Source organism: Algoriphagus kandeliae, assembly GCF_004571135.1.
Lineage (GTDB): Bacteria > Bacteroidota > Bacteroidia > Cytophagales > Cyclobacteriaceae > Algoriphagus > Algoriphagus kandeliae.
In genome coordinates this window covers 32,459-48,444 of record NZ_SPSB01000004.1, presented here as the reverse complement: position 1 = coordinate 48,444, position 15,986 = coordinate 32,459, and the positions used below count along the sequence as shown (strand labels likewise).

Sequence of the window (15,986 nt, the reverse complement as noted above, 5' to 3'; positions counted from 1 at the left end):
ATATTAAAAAAGCCTCTTTTCTAGTTAAAAAGAGGCTTTTTGTTTAAAGTTATCTCATCAAGAATCCAGAAGGTCCCCTTCCTGATTCAAAGCTTCGAAGTTCGGTTCCATTTTCATCCAAAACAGTAATAGTTCCGTTGCCTTGAAATCCATTCGTGTTAGCTAAGTATAATTCCCCTCTTTCTTTATCAAATCCGATTCCGTAAAAGCCAGAGCCGCTGTACCAGTTTGGATTCAATTCTGGACCTAAAACAGAAACTTGGGCGATTCCATCTCTGTATTCTGGCCATCCTGAACTAGTCAAAAGATACATGATGTCGTTATTTCCAAAGGCTATTTTTCCTGTTGCATTTGGAATAGGGTAAATATTGGTCGTCGCTAAAGTAAAATTGTCCAAGTGAAAGCTGTAAAAATAAACTTCATCGGATCCGGTTGAATAAAGCCAAATCTTTCCGGCTGCTTCATAAAAAACAGCCGGGCTTCCTTCTACCTCTATTGTCTTAATAACTTCTTCCTTTTCTGCGTCAATTACTTCAACTTTTCCTTCTTCCGAACCTGCGACTAGAATATAATTCCCAAAAGAAATCACATCCTCAGGTTTCCTTGAGACAGGAATTTTTTTAGCTACAACTCCTCCTAAGCTATTTCTTACCACTGCAATGTACGAGCTAGGGGTGCCATAGCTTTGATCGTAAGGGCCATAGTCAGAGATAAAGAGCTTGCCGGAATTTACGGTCAAGGATCGCGGTTGATCTAAATCGGAGGTGATAGCACCCAAACTTGTAAAATCTCCTGGATTGACGATCTCAATCTTTCCTGTATTGGCTACTAGGTATAAGTTGTCATTTTCGTAGATTATATCTTCCAGAAGACCTGCAAAAGGCCTTGCGTTGGCAGATTCGAAAATATTTGTTTTGAGAGTTCCTGTGGAAGGGTTAAGGTGAAAAACTTCTCCGTCGTTAGCCCCAAAAGCTCCTTCGTTCATAATTAAAATTCCCGAATCAAATTCTCCCAAGGGCCTTTCGGGATCATTTTCTATACAGGAAAACAAAAGGAGGGAAAGACTCAAGGATTTTCCGAGTCGAATTAAATTAAACTTCATAGTTGTATGGATAAATTGAGATGAAATGATCTTCTTGGCATGGGGCGCAGATAAAGTACTTGATACTCTTCATTGAAGAGGTTTTGAATCCGAAACTGAAAACTGGTTATAAATGACCCTAACTTGATATTTTCATAACCCAGATACATTTGAGCTAGGAAATATCCCTTCATAAGTCGCGCATGATCTAGGGTAGTTGCTCGTGTTCCTATATATTGAGAACTTAGCTGAAGCGAGATTTTTGATCTCGAAAGTCTCAGGGAACCTTGAGCCTGATGTTGGGGAGTGTAGGGAAGTTGCTTGTCCCAAAAAGAAGCTGGTTCTTCGGAATTTGGCAAGTTCACCGAATGGGTAAAAGTGTAAGCCCAATTCATGTGAAGTTCATATTGTCCTAAAGTAGTATTCAGTTTACTTTCCCACTCAATTCCTTGATTTTGAACTTCCCTGAGGTTTTTTGGAATCCAAATAGATCCTTCTGGCAGCCAGATGATCCAATTGTTTACCTTCATCTTATAATAGGTGAGCTGGGAATTAAAATTTCCTTTTTGCCACAGAAATCCCATTTCTCCTTGCCAGCTTTCTTCAGGAAGTAGGCTGGGATTGCCTCCTGGCTCCCAAAATCGATCATTAAGTGTCGGGATTTTAAAACCTTTTCCTACCGATGTTTTAAATAAAAATTCATCGGATACCCTCCAATCCACTCCAAGGGATGGGATAAATGGAACGAGCTTATCACGGTATTTCAGTTGACGTAAATTGAATGAGAAATCCAGTTTATTTACCCCGGAAAAGTTGAGGAATTGATATGTTTCTATTCGAGTTTCTTCTGCCGAATAGGTCGATAGATTTCCGGAAAAAAAAGACCCTCTGCTTCCCACTCGAACTTCCCAGTTGGGAGATTGAGTAAAAGTCCAATCTGCATTGAGAAAAAAACTTGAAGTCTCATTTCTTATTTGGTTAAAAAACTGAAGATCCTTTACCCAGCCTGAGCGAATCTCAACTATTCCTTTCCTGCGAAGTAGCAAATATTGAAGTGAAATGCGATGACTCTTATCTGATTGAGAGTCCCGAATAGAAGAACCCATGACAGGTTGGATTTCACGATTTGCTTTATTCCACCAATAGGAAGCTTTAAGTTGTTGATTGGGGTCAATTTTCCATTGAAAATCTTGCTGAAAACCCTTCTGTTGAAAGGCTGCATGATCCTGTTTTTTTATTGGGGAGCCTACTTCCGAAAAATCCCGGTAAGTATATTCGTTGGGATTATTTTGATAATAAACTTTGTTTTGGAAGCCCAGCTTTTCAGTAGAATATCCTCCTTTTAGGCCTACATGATATTGGCCAAAACTTCCGATTTCCTGTTGTAGGGTTATGTTCGGTGATTGATTGAAAATAGGAGCGCTTTCTAAATGAATGGCTCCTCCCAATGACTCATTTCCCAAAAGTGCCCCTTCTGACCCAAAAGTAAGATCGACTTGATCGGCCACGATCAAAGGGAGAATTGATAAATCACTTTGTCCTAAAGAAGGACTGTTGAGCGGGATTCCATTCCAGAAAATTGCCGTGTGTCCAGCTGATGTTCCTCTAAAATTGGGAGAAGCCAACATTCCCGGTCCATATTGACGGATAAAGACCGGGCTTTTTTCTGCTAAAAGCTCAGCCAGAGATCGACTTGAATAACTCTTTACTATTTCTTTATTCCAAGAAACACGCTTTTTCCCCCGCCCATATTCTTGGTAAGCCGGGGCCTCAATTTGTATTTCCTGCAAACCTAAAGTGTCTGACTTTTCGACTTCTTGGCCGAAAAACATCATGACCCAAACAACTAACATCATGCCTGATCGAATGAATGTGGTTCATTTCGATTCGGGCTTGAAAGAAATGGGAAGAAATGGAACGTGGAAGAAACTCAGGGAGTCTTCTTTGGCATGTCTTCTCAGCTTTTCCTCCGAAAGCACAGAATCTATCGGAATTAGGCAGGTCTCCTGGCTCGTTTGACTTTTGCTGCCTTCTCAAGCCGATCGCTAACGGCTCAATGGCTTTGCTTGCAAAAGCTTTTTTCAAACTTACAGTTGCGGGGACAGCTCCGGTTTTTCACCGGATTCCCTTTTAATCCATGACTTTTATGGAAAAAGTCAGGAACCTATTTCCATATCAAACATACGTTCATTTCTGATTCTGAAGAAAGGGATGACTAAAAAAAATTTTACCATGTAAGGATATAGCCTTACTTTGAGACAGCTAAACACCTAAAAGCTTGAAGTATTTACCAGTATCTTTCATTATCCTAATCGTTTTTTGGAGCTGTGCACCAAAATCTGAAAGGTTACATGAAAAATTAGAAGTAATTCCCCTTCACTACGCAAAAGGCTTTTCCCTCCAAAAAGGAGATGGCTTTTGGGTAATTGACGTGTTACAACCTTGGACCGGAGCACAGGAAAGCTTTCGCTATTTGGTGCTTGAAAATGGGAGCCAAACTCCTGCGATCGAGGTGGATGCGGTGGTTCAGCTACCAATCAAAAAAGTGATTGTGACGTCTACTACACATATTCCTCACTTGGACTTATTGGATGAAACAGAAGCCTTGGTTGGGTTTCCTAATTTGGATTTAATTTCATCTCCTTCAGTTTGGGAGGAGATTGAAAAGGGAAGCATTCAAGATTTGGGTTCAGCGCCTTCAGCTAATGTCGAAATGATTATTGATCTTCAGCCGGATTGGGTAATGATTTCCACATTAGGTGATGATTTGAAGCAAGTAAACCTATTGAAGCAAGCCGGAATTCCGGCATTGATAAATGGAGAGTATGTTGAGCAGCATCCTTTGGGAAGGGCTGAATGGATAAAATTCACGGGAGTCCTTTTTGGAAAATATGAGGAGGCTGAAAAGGTTTTTCAGAGTATTGAAAATTCATATCTGGGTGCTTTGGAGTCCGTAAAAAATTTGGAGGGTTCATCGAGGCCAAATGTCCTTTCTGGAGTTTTGTACGAGGATAGCTGGTTTGCTCCAGGAGCAGATAGCTGGGGAGCTCAAATTCTGAATCAGGCAGGAGGGTACTACGTCTTTTCAGATCAAGCGGGAACAGGTAGCGTTCCGCTCAGTTACGAGTTTGTAATAGACCGGGCAATCGAATCTGAATATTGGATCGGTTCAGCGGATTTTGAGAGTTTGGAACAGATGAAGAAGATGGAACCTCGATATGATATTTTTCGAGCATTTAAGGATGGAAATGTATTTACCTACAGCAGGAAAAAAGGACCTCGAGGAGGTTTTGAGTATTTTGAGTTAGGGTATGTCCGGCCTGATTTGGTCTTAAAGGATTTAATAAAAATTCTACACCCGGAATTACTACCTGATTACCAGTTATACTTTTATCAAAAGTTGAATGAAAAGTAACAGAACCGCCTTTCTTTTTTTGGTTTGTCTGCTCTTTCTGGGGTTGATGTTCCTCCTCAATCTGAGTTTGGGTTCTGTGAAAATTGGGTTTTCTGATGTTTTTATGGGGCTTTTCACCAATAGCTGGGAAAAAGACTCCTATCGAGAGATCATTCTTAATTTCCGTCTTCCAAAAGCTTTGGTGGCTATTTTGGTTGGTATTGGATTAAGTTTAAGTGGGCTCCAAATGCAAACATTTTTCCGAAATCCACTAGCAGGACCCTATGTTCTGGGGATCAGTTCGGGTGCAGGTTTTGGTGTTGCGATTTTATTGTTGGCAGGGTCTGCCATGGGATTTACATTCACTGCAATTTCTCCATGGAGCACTGCATTTGCAGGAGTTTTTGGAGCTGGAGGTATTTTATTATTGGTGAGTGTGGTGGCTTGGCGAGTTAGGGATAGTATGACACTTTTGATTGTTGGAGTCATGTTTGGGGCGGCGGTTTCGGCCTTGATTTCAGTTATGTCTTATTTTTCCCAAGCAGAATCTCTCAAACTTTATACAATTTGGTCCTTAGGAAGTCTTGGGGGATTAAGTTGGAATCAGGTAATGATTTTGGCGGTTTTGGTTTTATTAGGAGCTCTTCCGGTTATTGCTTCGACCCGTTCATTCAATGCGCTTCTTTTAGGTGAATCCTATGCTGAAAGTATGGGAATTAATTCTCAAAATTTACGTTGGTTGGTTATCCTAAGTACCGGGGTCTTGGCCGGAGGAATCACCGCCTTTTGTGGACCGATTGCATTTGTCGGGATCGCAGTTCCTCATTTAGGTCGCTTACTTTGGAAAAGTGCAGATCATCGAATTTTATTCCCGGGTTCCGCTTTAGTAGGTGCGGGTCTTATGTTAATCTGCGATACGATTAGTCAATTACCGGGCTCGGCTCAAACCTTACCCATCAATGCTGTGACTTCTTTGATAGGTGCTCCCGTTGTGATAGGATTGGTAATCAAAAGGAACTTTAGCAAGGAGTTTTAAATGAAAAAGCAAGTTCTCATCGGTAAAAATCTATCTCTGGGATATGAAGCCGGAAATCAACAAAAGACAATTTTGTCCAATCTAGATTTCGAATTGCTTTCCGGACAAATGACTTGCCTATTAGGTCCGAATGGGGTTGGTAAATCTACCTTGATAAAGGCGATCATGGGAAAAATTGAGCCTTTTAAGGGTTCAATTGAATTGTTTGGTTCGGCTCCAACGTCCTATCACCGGGATGATTTATCCAAAAAACTATCAGTAGTTTTAAGCGAACCGATATTTCCGGCTCAAATGACAGTAAAGCAACTAGTTGCTTTGGGTCGTACACCTTATTTGAATTGGTCAGGAAGACTTTCTGATCAGGATAAAAATGAAGTTTACAAAGCCTTGGAAGCGACTAAGTTGGAATATCTGAGGAAAGAACGATTGGGAGAATTATCAGACGGGCAGCGACAAAAAGCCATGATAGCAAGAGCATTGGCACAGGATTGTCCATTAATGGTATTGGATGAACCTACTTCCCATCTCGATTTGGTCAATCGATATGAAGTGATGCAGTTGCTTCAGGATATTGCCAAAACCCAAGAAAAAGCAGTACTTGTTGTAACCCATGATTTGGATATAGCTATTGAGACGGGGCAACAGCTTTGGATTCTCAATTGTGGAAGCCCTTTGATTTCAGGGACTCCTGAGGATTTGATCCTACAGGGGGAGATTAATCAGTTGTTACCATCAGATAAATATTTTTTCGATTCAAATAGAGGAAAGGTTGTGATGCACCATCAAACAACCAAAATTGAAATTGAAGGTCCGGATGAATTGGTGTATTGGGTAGAAAAGGCACTTATCAAAAGTGGAAAGCATCTTCCAAAAGATTCTATTAGAATTTCTGAAAACCCATTTCGAATTTTTTGTCAGGGAAAGGAATTTACCCGGATTTCAGAATTAATTGAAATTCTCTAAAGTCAGAATTTTGATCCCAAAAAGCTGGGTTTTATTAGAATCATCTATAAAATTCATATATTTGTCACACTAACTATTTGTATGACACAAGAGCAGTTTGCCAAATATTCCTTTCTCCTCGATCGTACCGCTCGAAAAGTAAAGCAATATGCCCAGCAGCAGTTTAAGCAGGGTAATTTTGACGTGACAGTAGACCAATGGATTGTCTTGAAAAACCTTTCCGAAGGTGGTGACATGAGTCAGACTGAATTGGCGAATTTGGTTTTCAAAGATCATCCCACGCTTACCCGAATCATTGATCTGCTTGTTAAAAAAGGATATGTGGAGAGATTACCTCATCCGCAAGATAGAAGAAGTTTTCAGCTTCATTTAACTGATTCAGGAGTGTCAAAAGTCACTTCTCTTCGTCCCAAAATCCTCCAAATTCGCGAGAAAGCTTGGGAAAATTTGGATGAGCAGGATTTCGAAGAATTCAAGCGAATCCTAAACACTATCTACCAAAATTTGGGAGGGCAGATTTTAGAGTAAAAAATAATTAGTATACGAATAATATTTATACGAACAATTTGATTTAACGGAGGGTTTTCCCTTAAAAGAAATTCAACATGATCCAGACCGATATTTGTATCATAGGAGCAGGCCCGGTTGGGCTTTTTGCCGTATTCGAAGCAGGATTGCTCAAAATGCGTTGTCATTTGATCGATGCCCTTCCTCAAATTGGCGGGCAGCTATCTGAAATTTATCCGCAAAAACCCATTTATGATATTCCTGGCTATCCTGAAATCAAAGCTCAGGAATTGGTGGATAATTTGATGGAGCAAATCAAGCCATTCCAGCCTACTTTTACCCTTGGAGAGCGAGTGGATCATTTGGATAAGCAGGAAGATGGTAGCTACATGATTACCACCAATGAGAAAACAAAGGTTCATGCTAAGGTGATTATCATCGCCGGAGGTTTGGGTTGTTTTGAACCGAGAAAGCCTGCTTTGGACAATTTGGAGGAGTTTGAAGGCAAAGGGGTTACTTATATGGTAAAAAATCCTGAGACTTTCCGTGACAAGCGAGTGGTTTTGGCCGGTGGAGGTGACTCTGCTTTGGACTGGACGATTTATTTGGCCAAGGTTGCAAAAAAAGTTACGCTGGTCCACAGAAATGAGACCTTCCGAGGTGCTCCGGATTCCGCTTCCAAAGTATTCGATTTGGCGAATAAGGGGAAAATCGACTTGATCCTATCCGCCAATTTGAAGGAGATTTCCGGTAACGGAAAGCTAGAATCCATAACCTTAGAGGACAAGTCAAAGGCTGAAATCAAAATTGATACTGATTACTTGATTCCACTTTTCGGACTTAGTCCGAAACTAGGCCCAATAGCTGATTGGGGACTTTCTATTGATAAAAATGCTATCGAGGTAGATACCCGAGACTATTCAACCGGAGTGGAGCGAATCTACGCCATCGGTGATATCAATACTTATCCTGGAAAATTAAAGTTGATTCTTTGTGGATTCCATGAGGCAGCAATCATGATGCATTCGGCTTTCAAATACGTCTATCCAGATCAAAAGCTCAGCTTTAAATACACTACCGTAAACGGGGTCAATGCATTTTAATTCTATCTTTGCGCCATGGTAAAATTTACAGTAGAAGATCAGGACGGAAATCGGCAGGAAGTCGAAGCCCCAATGGATATGGGATTAAGCCTGATGGAGGTTTTGAAGGCTTCTGATTATCCGATTTTGGCTACTTGTGGAGGGATGGCATTGTGTGCTACCTGCCATGTAGAGATTTTGGATGGTCCAAGTGAATTGGGAGAAGCTACCGATGTTGAATTAGATCAATTGGAAAATCTCCCGGAATATTACCCAACTTCCCGACTATCCTGTCAGATTCGGATCAGTGACGAATTAGATGGTGCTGTGATTAAGTTGAGGGGAGAAGACGTAGTTTAAGACTTATAAGATTAAAATAATTAAACCACCTAGAGATAGGTGGTTTTTTAGTTTCTATTCATTTCAATAATTAAAAGCAGGTGATCCAAACTCAAACCGATAGGTGACTTCTGTTTCTACAAATTCTTCAGTCACGAAGTCATAAAATTGCTGGTTAGCGACAAGATTGATAGACTCCTGTCTAGGGAAAAACTCCAGCTTTTTGATTTTAAAATAGGTGTTTATTCTATATGGATCCGTGTAATAAGTACCGTCATCGCCGAAAAAACTCAATTCTAGGTTGTTATTAGCACCCAGCTGTACGATTCTTCTTCTGACTCCGCAGCCCATGATTGTTTCTTCTTCCATGATTCTTTCATTATACCATCTGTGGAAGTCAAAATAGTCAAAATCCATGATGGGAGTTTTCTTATTCATGCGCCATTCGATCGAATAAAACTCACTGCAATAAGCGAAATCGTCTATGTGCTCTGTAGTCTGCCGACCGGACCTTGAAATATCGATCGGAATAGCAGTGGAAATGGAAACTGCGTTGTACACACCAAAAGGTCGTTCTTGAATATCGGGTAATTCAGTTTTTGTACAGGCACTCAAAAAGAAGAAGCCGAAAATCAAAAAGAAAAAATTCTTTTTCATAGTCCGAGTTTACGATAAATTAGATGAATAGTTGTTGATTAAATTTGAAATTCCTTTGATTCTCAATTTTTTGCTCATAAATGCAAGAAATCCAGGTTTTTTGTATCGATTTTAAATAAAGTATCGTCTCTAGCTAAACTGTTTTCTTATTTCTATGAGAGTTAATTATTATTTGGTTTCGCTATTTTTCCTTTCATCCTGCTTTGCTTTTGATAGTGAGAAAAAGGTAGATTTTTCCACTGAATTGTCCTTACTTCGTCAAGAAATCGAAGAACTTGCTGAATCTTTGGCCTGTACTGATCCGGCGAAATGGGATTTTGTGGCATTGGGAAGCAAGCCTTGTGGAGGTCCTTGGGAATACATTGCTTATCCCAAAAGCATTAATGTCCCCGAATTTTTAGCTAAGGTAAAACGCTACAATGAGCTTCAGGAAAAAGATAATATCCAGAATAATCGTTTTTCGGATTGCATGTTTGTATCCCCTCCAAAGTCAGTGACTTGTGAAAATAATAGACCTGTATTAGTTTATGAGTAAGATTATTGTCTCGTTTTGAAACAATATTTTTTTTGATTTTCTTGATAGGCTAATCCAGTCCTATGAGAAAACTATTCTTCTTCGCCATCCTGATTGTTTTGGCTTCCTGCCAGAAAGAACCTCAAGAAAAAACCATTACGGTAAGTAACGTCTCGGTTACAGGAGGCCTGATTGCAGGAAAGCTTTCCGATGATCAATCCATTAAAATTTTCAAAGGAATTCCTTTTGCTGCCCCTCCGGTAGGAGATTTAAGATGGAAAGCTCCTCAACCTGTAATCCCTTGGGAAGGAGTATTGGACGCCAAGGATAATCCAGCATCATTTACACAAAATCCACCTGTGCCATTTTTTGCTTGGTCTGAGGAGTTTTTGATCCCAAAAGAGCCGATCTCTGAGGACGGTTTGTATCTCAATGTTTGGACTCCTGCTCAAAAAACTGCTGAATCATTACCCGTAATGGTTTGGATTCATGGTGGAGGTTTCAGTGCTGGCTCGGGAACTGTGCCTTTGTATGATGGCGAAGCTTTGGCGAAAAAGGGTATCGTGGTAGTTACCATCAATTATAGACTTGGGATTTTTGGATTTTTGGCTCATCCTGAACTCAGCCAAGAAAATCCGGACGGTGTATCTGGCAATTATGGGATTTTGGATCAAATCGCTGCCCTAGAATGGGTGAAAAATAACATTAAAGCCTTTGGAGGTGATCCTTCTAATGTAACCATTGCTGGTCAATCGGCTGGAGCATTTAGCGTGAATGCTTTAGTAGTTTCTCCAAAAGCAAAAGGCCTTTTTCACAAAGCCATTGCAGAAAGTGGGGGGATGGTAAGTCGAGGGAGTGGTCTGGTTTCAGGTTTGAGAAGTGCAGAAATCAGAAATGCGGAGATTTTAGCAGAAAATGGAATTACTTCTTTGGAAAGCCTCCGTCAAATTTCAGCAGATAGTTTATTGAAAATTTCGGGAAGGTTTTCACCGGTAGTGGATGGAGTAGTTATTCCGCCTGTGAAAAAGGCAATTGAAACTGGTCAATATTCAGATGTTCCTTTGTTAACTGGTTGGAATGCTGATGATATGGTTGGATTAGGTCCTGAAGAAAGCCCAGCTTTATTTCGTAAAAATGCCCAAAAGCAATATGGAGGAAGAGCAGGAGAATACTTGGAGCTTTTTCCTGCCAATGATGAGGAACAGCTTTTGGCTACTAGGCAATTGATTGCGGAATTGTTTTTTGGGTTGCAGAATTATACCTGGGCCAAACTTCAGGCTGAATATGGGACACATCCCTCTTATTTGTATTACTTCACCCGAATTCCTCCGGGGGAACCGAATTATGGAGCATTTCATTCTGCTGAATTTGCTTATACCTTACACACGCTGAAATATTGGAATCGACCTTTTGAGGAGGTGGATTATCAACTAGAGGAGACCATGTCTTCGTACTGGGTGAACTTTATCAAAACAGGAAATCCAAATGGGGAGGGATTACCAGAATGGCCACAATTTGACCCTGAAAACCCACTGGTCATTGAATTGGGTGAAGAAGTAAAATCCACGGCGGTACCTCATTGGAGACAGTTGAAATTTCTAGAAAGCTAAAGCCAATAATCTATGCTAGCTCTTCTTGGTGTCCTTACCATTGCGTTGCTTCTCTATTTGATCCTTACCAAAAAGACATCTGCGGTTGTCGCATTGATACTAGTACCAGTGATTACCGGGATTTTAGCTGGGAAAACGACTGAACTTCCCCAAATGATTTCCGAAGGAATTACTTCTATTGCTCCTACTGGGGTGATGTTCGTTTTCGCTATTCTGTTTTTTGGAGTTTTAATGGATGCGGGCACTTTCAAACCGATTATTTCCAAACTCCTTCGGTTGGCAGGAAATGATCCTTTGAAGATCGTTATGGTAACTGCCATTTTAGCCATGTTGGTACACTTGGATGGCTCCGGAGCGGTTACTTTTCTTGTGGTAATTCCAGCCATGTTGCCAATATATGATCAGTTGGGAATGAGTCGTCTAACCCTTGCATCCACCACTGCTTTAGCTGCTGGTACAATGAATGTGTTGCCTTGGGGAGGACCGACTATTCGTGCTGCTTCTGCCCTGGAAGTCTCGGTGACAGAATTATTCAATCCGGTATTTATTCCTTTTTTGGCTGGCTTGCTGACAGTTTTGGGGATTGCCTATTTCCTGGGAAAAAAAGAACGAATTCAATTTCAGTCTGGATCGCCAATAGAAATTGAAATCTCAGATACAGATGAAATCAAGCTTCCCCAATGGAAATTTTTGGTAAATATTGGATTGATTTTATTAGCTGTGACCTCTATTGTTTTGGGTTGGGCACCTCCCTATGCAGTATTTATGATTGCTTTTGGTTTGGCACTTGTATTTAATTTTCCCAAAGTCGCTGATCAAAAGGAGCGTGTAGATGCACATGCCAAGGAAGCTTTGCTCATGGCAAGTATTTTATTCGCAGCTGGGTGCTTCACCGGCATTCTAAAAGGAAGCGGAATGATGGAGGCTATGGCTAATGGAATTCAAGTAATTCTCCCGGAATTTATGGGGAAGCAATTACCGCTTTTGACTGGAGTGTTATCCATGCCAGCTAGCCTGGTCTTTGATCCAGACTCATTCTATTTCGGAATTTTGCCTTTGCTTTCCTCAACAGCAGAGTCTTTTCAGGTTAGTGGTTTGGAAGTAGGACAAGCTGCAATTTTCGGTCAAATGACAACAGGTTTTCCGGTCAGCCCCTTGACTGGTTCTACTTATTTATTGGTTGGATTGGCTGGAGTGGACTTGGGAGATCATCAGAAAAAAACCATCCCGCTAGCTCTTTTGGTAACTCTTGTCATGTTAGTGGTAGCAATCCTAATCGGCGTAATCCATATTTAAGATGAAAGAAAAAATCAGAATCGGTTGTGGTGCAGGTTTTTCAGGAGATCGTATTGAGCCCGCATTGATCCTTACTGAAAATGGAAATTTGGATTACTTGGTCTTAGAATGTTTAGCAGAACGGACAATCGCTTTAGCTCAAAAAAGAAAATTGCAAAATCCAGAACTTGGTTACGATGTCCTATTGGAAAAGAGGCTAAGGGGTTTGCTTCCTTTATTGCTTGAGCATAAGACTCGCCTAGTTACTAATATGGGTGCAGCAAATCCAATTGCAGGGGCAAAGAAAATTCTGGAGCTAGCTAAGGCTCAAAATCTCTCGATCAAGGTAGCAGCGGTTTTTGGAGATGATGTATTTGAATTTCTCACCGGTCAGGAGCATTCCATTGAAAATAATCAACCCATTCAATCTTATGGCAAGCTGGTTTCTGCTAATGCCTATTTGGGTGTGGAGGCTATTTTACCAGCTTTAGAGACCGATGCCAATATAATAATTACGGGAAGAGTGGCTGATCCTTCCCTTTTCTTAGCACCCATGATTCATGAATTTGGATGGGAATTGGATCAATTTGACATGTTGGGAAAAGGCACCGTTTTGGGACATCTTTTGGAATGTGCTGGCCAACTGACAGGAGGATATTTTGCTGATCCAGTTTCTAAACCTGTTCCTGAATTAGACCGATTGGGTCATCCTTTTGTGGATGTTTTTTCAGATGGAAGAGGAATTATTTCCAAGGTAGAGGGAACCGGTGGAATGATCTCTGAGCAGATTGCAAAAGAGCAGTTGCTGTATGAGGTTTTAGATCCTCATCATTATTTTACACCTGATGTGGTTGCGGATTTTTCTACTGTTCAATTTGAAGAAATTGCCTTCGATCAACTTCAAGTAAGTGGTGGAGGAGGAATTGAAAAACCTGAAACATATAAGGTTAGTGTAGGATATGAGGCAGGTTTTAAAGGGGAAGGGGAGATTTCTTATGCAGGGGCCCATGCAGTTGAGCGAGCGAAGTTGGCAGGTGAGATCATCGAAAAGCGAATAAAGGGACAAATTACCAACCTTCGTGTCGATTTAATAGGCCTGAACTCTCTTCATCCAACTGAATTGTCCAAGAACTCCAATCCTTATGAGGTTAGGCTTCGAGTTTCGGGGATGTGTGATACTATGGAGCAGGCACAACTAATCGGAGAAGAAGTCGAGGCTCTTTATACAAATGGACCTGCGGGCGGAGGAGGTGCCAGAAAAATGGTTACTCAAGTGATAGGAGTTGTTTCTACACTTTTGAATCGTGATCAAGTCAAACCTAGCTTTCAATTGTTTTCAGTATGAAAAGATTAGCTGATATAGCCCATAGTAGGGCAGGGGATAAAGGGAATATTTTGGTGCTTTCACTGATTCCTTTTGATGAAAAAGATTTTGATTGGCTAGTTCAAAATATAACCGCTGATCGTGTGAAAAAACATCTTCAAAATCAATTGCAAGGGAATGTGACCCGCTATGTGTTGCCTTCTATAAAGGCGCTACAATTCACTTGTGAAGATGCCTTGGCAGGAGGAGTTACTACATCGTTGGCTTTGGATTCTCATGGGAAAAGTTTGAGCTATGCGCTGTTGGAAATGGAAATCTGATCAATCAAAAACCTTCACTCCTAAAGTCAACTCCAATTCGATAGGTTGGCCTACCATAGCCTCAATTTCTTTTTTTATTTCAAGGTAATCGGATTCTTGAAGTTGTTTATCGGAGAGAATTGTCACTGAAATCCGAAGGGGGTTGATTTCTAAAACATTCACTTCCCGCATCAATCCGTGTGGTATTTCTTTTCCACTTAGATTTTCAATGAGGGTGTTTTCCTCTACCATGTCACGAAAACTCAAGACCAGAGGAGCTGTAATCAAAACCAAAATCAAAACACTTACGATAAGTCCTTTTTGAGCTAATTGAAAAGGACTATATCCCAGTAGTAAAAATGTCAAGGCAGCAGCCATAACAATTCCTGCAAGGTTGGTTCCGAATAGGAGTGAGGCTCCCCAGCATACGTTCCAATTGCCCCAACCCAATCCAATTCCTGCAACTGCTAAAGGTGGAACAAGAGCCACAGAAATAGCTACCCCAGCCAAAGTTTTTGCAATTTCTTCTCTTGAATGTGCATAGGCCCCTGCAACGCCAGCTGCTACAGCTACTCCCAGATCCAAAAGATTCGGCCGAATTCGTGCTACTATTTCAGAGTTAAGAATTTTTAAAGGCGTAATCCACGTAATAATTACTGCGAAAAACAAACCGATAAGAATCCCCAAAAAGATGGTTGCAAGGCTGTTTTTGACTAGAATTCCATCTTGGCGAAGTGCACCCATGGCCAAAGAAATAATCGGCCCCATCAAAGGAGCCAAAATCATCGCTCCGATAACTACCGGGCTGGAATTTCCAAAAAGTCCAAAAGTGGCAATCAATGTCGATAGGGCCATCAATACCAAAAAACTGCTGGATGCTTTGGAATTTTGTCTAAGCAGGGTAAACAATTCCTTGAATTCCTCTGTAGTGGCATGCCGTACCCAGGGAAGGTGTCGTCGGGTTAACTCTTCTAACAGGTTTCCTGTAGGTAGTTTCTGTACATTGATTTCTCGCTGTTTGGTTTCCTTTGTTTTTTCACTTTCAAAATTGGGGAGTATCCGTAACTTTTTTTCAGAAAGTTGAAGTTCGATTTTCGATCCTTGATGCTCCTCTCCATCGATAGCAAAAGGAATTTCTTCCCCAATCTCTATAGTCATTTTTGGAGTAGAAATATAGGTCAGGAAGCTCGGTATGGTACTTCTTCTGAATGGAAAAAAAAGTGTTTGTATCCCAAAACTGATAATGGAAAGGAGACTTTTTGGAGAGACCAAGATGATATGAATCATGGAATCGCTCAATCCGCTTTGAGGAATAAGACGCTTGAAAATCAAATTGCTTTCGCAGTGAGGTACGACCAAAACCCCCATTGCGGCTGTCTCCAAGTTTTTTTCTTCTTCGCCAGATTGGTAGGTGATTCGGAATTTTTGAAGATCTACTTGTCTGAAAAGTTTGAAAAAGCGAGAAAATCTATCCTTCAAATTTTGAAAAAAACCTTTTCCAAAAGAGTCATATAAAACACTAAGTGAATCGCCAATCACCAATGAGTTTAGACAGAGCTCACCATTGATTTCTAATAAATCAAATGCTGGAATTTCTTCTACTGCCTGAAAATTTTTAAATGCCGTTTCTTTCGAGTTTGGAACACCAAGAGATTTTGCAATCAATTTCAGTTCTGGTTGGGGAAGGAAAATAAGCTTTGGTCCCTCCTCAGGAAAACTGGTCAGGATTTCTTTCCCTTGTTCATCATTTACCCATAGAAGAAGAAAGTCTTCTTTCGAAAAATCTGACCAATTCAGAGAATCTATACTTAAAGTGCTTTCAGGTCGGGGATCGAGTTTTTCGAAGAAATTTTTCCGCTCCCCTTCATCCAAATTTGGATCAAAAAAAAGATGGTATTTTTTCAT

General features: G+C 40.7%; 16 protein-coding genes and 1 riboswitch. Of the genes, 12 read left to right on the top strand and 4 right to left on the bottom strand.

Features of this window, described 5'->3' with window-relative positions:
* Positions 1–49 precede the first annotated feature (49 nt).
* Both E4S40_RS12410 and E4S40_RS12405 read right to left on the bottom strand, forming a co-directional pair.
* On the bottom strand, positions 50–1,102 hold the full coding sequence (locus E4S40_RS12410) for a YncE family protein (protein ID WP_135074576.1): 1,053 nt from the start codon (positions 1,100–1,102) through the stop codon (positions 50–52).
* A complete protein-coding gene (locus E4S40_RS12405; protein ID WP_135074574.1) occupies positions 1,099–2,937 on the bottom strand; it encodes a TonB-dependent receptor in 1,839 nt (612 codons plus the stop codon). Before E4S40_RS12405 ends, E4S40_RS12410 begins: the two co-directional genes overlap by 4 nt.
* On the opposite strand from E4S40_RS12405, the gene E4S40_RS17105 reads away from it, so the two are divergent.
* The 7 genes from E4S40_RS17105 (at position 2,936) to E4S40_RS12375 (ending at position 8,423) form a co-directional block, all read left to right on the top strand.
* Positions 2,936–3,100 (top strand): hypothetical protein, encoded by a 165-nt coding sequence (locus tag E4S40_RS17105; protein WP_161971805.1) that lies wholly within the window; start codon positions 2,936–2,938, stop codon positions 3,098–3,100. The two genes, E4S40_RS12405 and E4S40_RS17105, sit on opposite strands and share 2 nt — an antisense overlap.
* Positions 3,061–3,264, bottom strand: a riboswitch (cobalamin riboswitch). (Overlaps the previous gene by 40 nt.)
* Before the next feature lie 95 nt (positions 3,265–3,359).
* Positions 3,360–4,496, top strand: coding sequence for an ABC transporter substrate-binding protein (locus E4S40_RS12400; RefSeq protein ID WP_135074572.1), 1,137 nt, complete (start codon positions 3,360–3,362; stop codon positions 4,494–4,496).
* Positions 4,486–5,511: an iron ABC transporter permease gene (locus E4S40_RS12395; RefSeq protein WP_135074570.1), complete on the top strand. Its 1,026-nt coding sequence runs from the start codon at positions 4,486–4,488 to the stop codon at positions 5,509–5,511. The genes E4S40_RS12400 and E4S40_RS12395 overlap by 11 nt, the downstream gene beginning before the upstream one ends.
* A complete protein-coding gene (locus E4S40_RS12390) occupies positions 5,512–6,474 on the top strand; it encodes an ABC transporter ATP-binding protein (protein ID WP_135074568.1) in 963 nt (320 codons plus the stop codon).
* A gap of 81 nt (positions 6,475–6,555) precedes the next feature.
* Positions 6,556–7,002 carry a MarR family winged helix-turn-helix transcriptional regulator gene (locus E4S40_RS12385; RefSeq protein ID WP_135074566.1) on the top strand — a complete coding sequence of 149 codons (447 nt, stop codon included), beginning with the start codon at positions 6,556–6,558 and terminating at the stop codon, positions 7,000–7,002.
* Between the two features lie 77 nt (positions 7,003–7,079).
* Positions 7,080–8,084 carry an NAD(P)/FAD-dependent oxidoreductase gene (locus E4S40_RS12380; RefSeq protein WP_135074564.1) on the top strand — a complete coding sequence of 335 codons (1,005 nt, stop codon included), beginning with the start codon at positions 7,080–7,082 and terminating at the stop codon, positions 8,082–8,084.
* A gap of 15 nt (positions 8,085–8,099) precedes the next feature.
* On the top strand, positions 8,100–8,423 hold the full coding sequence (locus tag E4S40_RS12375) for a 2Fe-2S iron-sulfur cluster-binding protein (protein WP_135074562.1): 324 nt from the start codon (positions 8,100–8,102) through the stop codon (positions 8,421–8,423).
* Between the two features lie 63 nt (positions 8,424–8,486).
* On the opposite strand, the gene E4S40_RS12370 is transcribed toward E4S40_RS12375, so the two are convergent.
* The gene (locus E4S40_RS12370; RefSeq protein WP_135074560.1) at positions 8,487–9,059 is read right to left on the bottom strand and encodes a hypothetical protein; all 573 of its coding nucleotides are present in this window, start codon (positions 9,057–9,059) and stop codon (positions 8,487–8,489) included.
* Positions 9,060–9,213: 154 nt separating this feature from the next.
* On the opposite strand from E4S40_RS12370, the gene E4S40_RS12365 reads away from it, so the two are divergent.
* The 5 genes from E4S40_RS12365 (at position 9,214) to E4S40_RS12345 (ending at position 14,102) form a co-directional block, all read left to right on the top strand.
* Positions 9,214–9,594, top strand: coding sequence for a hypothetical protein (locus E4S40_RS12365; protein WP_135074558.1), 381 nt, complete (start codon positions 9,214–9,216; stop codon positions 9,592–9,594).
* Between the two features lie 62 nt (positions 9,595–9,656).
* Complete coding sequence (locus E4S40_RS12360; RefSeq protein WP_135074556.1) at positions 9,657–11,183, top strand: carboxylesterase/lipase family protein; 1,527 nt, start codon at positions 9,657–9,659, stop codon at positions 11,181–11,183.
* Positions 11,184–11,195: 12 nt separating this feature from the next.
* Entirely contained in the window at positions 11,196–12,479 is a 1,284-nt protein-coding gene (locus E4S40_RS12355) for a CitMHS family transporter (RefSeq protein ID WP_135074554.1), read from the top strand.
* Position 12,480: 1 nt separating this feature from the next.
* Positions 12,481–13,803 (top strand): acyclic terpene utilization AtuA family protein, encoded by a 1,323-nt coding sequence (locus E4S40_RS12350; protein WP_135074552.1) that lies wholly within the window; start codon positions 12,481–12,483, stop codon positions 13,801–13,803.
* Positions 13,800–14,102: an AtuA-related protein gene (locus tag E4S40_RS12345; protein ID WP_135074550.1), complete on the top strand. Its 303-nt coding sequence runs from the start codon at positions 13,800–13,802 to the stop codon at positions 14,100–14,102. Before E4S40_RS12350 ends, E4S40_RS12345 begins: the two co-directional genes overlap by 4 nt.
* Here E4S40_RS12345 and E4S40_RS12340 read toward each other — a convergent pair whose 3' ends face one another.
* Positions 14,103–15,986, bottom strand: a complete 1,884-nt coding sequence (locus tag E4S40_RS12340) for a DUF389 domain-containing protein (protein ID WP_135074548.1) — start codon at positions 15,984–15,986, stop codon at positions 14,103–14,105.